We start from the raw sequence: 2432 nt of genomic DNA on the forward strand, positions 1-2432 counted from the left end.
GGTCAGACTTTGACGGCTTGTAGTTCTTCGAGCAGGTCGAGGAGTTGGTTGAGTTTTTCTCGTCCCATTTGTTTTTCGATGCTTTGGTAGATCTGGAGAGAGGTTCCGAGGTTTTCGGCGAGGATGTTTCGTCCTTCGTTTGTGATCTTCACCATTGTGCGTCGTTTGTCGTGGCTGTCCTGGCGGCGTGATATTTGGCCTTCGGCTTCCATCGTGCGCAGGATGCGGGTGAGGCTTGGCAACAGCAGGCAGGCCTCTTTGGCAATCGAGCTTTGCTCCACTTCACCCAACTCGTCCAGCACGCGCAGGATGCGCCATTTCTGCTCGGTCAGTTGTATCCCCTGCAGCATGTCCCGGATGGGGGCCATGACGGTTTCGCGTGCGCGCAGCAAGGCAATCGGAAGGGCGCGCGAGGTGTTCTTGGTGTGGCTTTGTTCACTCATGACAGTCTTCTAATTCGCAGAGTCAAAAGATGCAAAGATTAACAAAGCAAGTTCTTGACAGCGGGGGTTCCAATTTACTAAACATGTTTACCATTGGAGGGAGCATATGCCACATTTTCACGTCGAGTATTCCGGCAATCTGGAAGACAGGGTCGATATGAGTGGCTTGTGCGAATGCATCCGGGCCACGGCTGCCGGGATCAAGACATTTCCCCTGCCCGGTATTCGTGTCCGGGCCACGCGGGTCGATCACTATGCCATCGCGGACGGCAATCCGGCGCATGGGTTTATCGATATCTCGATCCGCCTGCGCGCTGGCCGGGCTGCGGATGTCAAACGGGACGCCACGCAGCGCATTTTTGAGGCGGTTGAGGCCTATCTGTCCCCCGCCTTCGCCGGACATTCCATCGCGCTCTCGCTTGAGATGCGTGACATTGACCCAGACCTTTCGCCCAAGACCGGCACGATCCGGGACCATTTGGGCGCGACCAACCAGGAGACCTGATCCATGAGCGCACTGGATACGAATATCGAGAAGCTGGCGGGCTTTCTGGCCCGGTTTAAGGAAACCGGCATCAAGAACCGGATCGCGGGCGAAGATCGCGACGGTTCCGCAGGGGTGTTCCAATCCACCTCCCCGGTTGACAGGTCGGTGATCTGCGATGTCGCCCATGGCACAGCCGATGATATCGACGCTGCCGCCAATGCCGCCCACGCCGCATTTGCCGATTGGCGCGACATGCCTGCCACCGAGCGGCGCCGCATCTTGCTGAACGTTGCCGATGCGATCGAGGCCCGTGCCGAGGAAATTGCGCTGTGTGAATGCTGGGACACCGGCCAGACCCTGCGCTTTATGTCCAAGGCCGCGCTGCGGGGGGCCGAGAATTTCCGGTATTTCGCGGATCAGGTGGTCCAGGCGCGGGACGGTCAGCACCTTAAGTCGCCGACCCTGATGAACATCACCACGCGCGTTCCGATTGGTCCGGTGGGGGTGATCACGCCGTGGAACACGCCGTTCATGCTGTCGACATGGAAGATCGCACCTGCTTTGGCTGCCGGGTGCACTGTGGTTCACAAACCGGCCGAAGATTCTCCGCTGTCCGCTCGCCTGCTGGTGGAGATCGCCGAAGAGGCCGGGCTGCCCAAGGGTGTGCTGAACACCGTGAACGGGTTCGGCCCCGATGCGGGTAAGGCGTTGACGGAGCATCCGTTGATCAAGGCGATCGCCTTTGTCGGTGAAAGCCGCACCGGCAGCATCATCACCAAACAAGGTGCCGATACGCTCAAGCGGATGCATCTGGAACTGGGCGGCAAGAACCCGGTTGTTGTGTTCGACGACGCCGATCTCGACCGGGCGCTGGATGCGGTGATCTTCATGATCTACTCGATCAATGGCGAGCGCTGCACGTCATCCTCGCGCCTGCTGGTGCAGGACACCATCAAGGACGCGTTCGAGGCAAAGCTGATCGAACGGGTCAACACCATCAAGGTCGGCCATCCGCTGGATCCTGAGACCGAGATCGGGCCACTGGTGACCGAGGAGCATTATAACAAGGTGACCTCCTATTTTGACATCGCCAAAGAAGACGGTGCGACTGTCGCCGCCGGGGGTGTCAAGGTGGGCGACACAGGGTATTTCATTCGCCCAACCTTGTTTACCGATGCCAATAACCAGATGCGTATCGCGCGCGAAGAGATATTCGGCCCGGTTCTGACCTCGATCCCGTTCTCGACCGAGGACGAGGCGCTGCAGATTGCCAACGACACACCATACGGTCTGACCGGCTATGTCTGGACCAATGACCTGACCCGCGCCTTGCGGTTCACCGACAAGCTAGAAGCCGGGATGATCTGGGTGAACTCGGAAAACGTCCGCCACCTGCCCACCCCGTTCGGCGGCGTCAAAGCATCCGGTATCGGCCGCGACGGCGGCAACTGGAGCTTCGAGTTCTACATGGAACAAAAACACGTCGGCTTCGCAACCGGAAA

The 2432-nt window shown here is 59.0% G+C and carries 3 protein-coding genes; 2 read left to right on the forward strand and 1 reads right to left on the reverse strand.

The genetic code is table 11. From position 1 onward, the window contains the following. Window positions 1–2: 2 nt before the first annotated feature. Window positions 3–443, reverse strand: a complete 441-nt coding sequence (gene hpaR, locus ACR0D9_RS20530; protein WP_480492848.1) for a homoprotocatechuate degradation operon regulator HpaR — start codon at window positions 441–443, stop codon at window positions 3–5. Between the two features lie 106 nt (window positions 444–549). On the opposite strand from hpaR, the gene ACR0D9_RS20535 reads away from it, so the two are divergent. Both ACR0D9_RS20535 and hpaE read left to right on the forward strand, forming a co-directional pair. Next, window positions 550–948, forward strand: a complete 399-nt coding sequence (locus tag ACR0D9_RS20535) for a 5-carboxymethyl-2-hydroxymuconate Delta-isomerase (protein WP_480484965.1) — start codon at window positions 550–552, stop codon at window positions 946–948. Window positions 949–951: 3 nt separating this feature from the next. Then, window positions 952–2432: 5-carboxymethyl-2-hydroxymuconate semialdehyde dehydrogenase (hpaE, locus tag ACR0D9_RS20540; protein ID WP_480540096.1), on the forward strand; the 1481-nt coding region annotated here is incomplete at its 3' end.

It is taken from the genome of Ruegeria sp. AK11 (genome assembly GCF_056541095.1).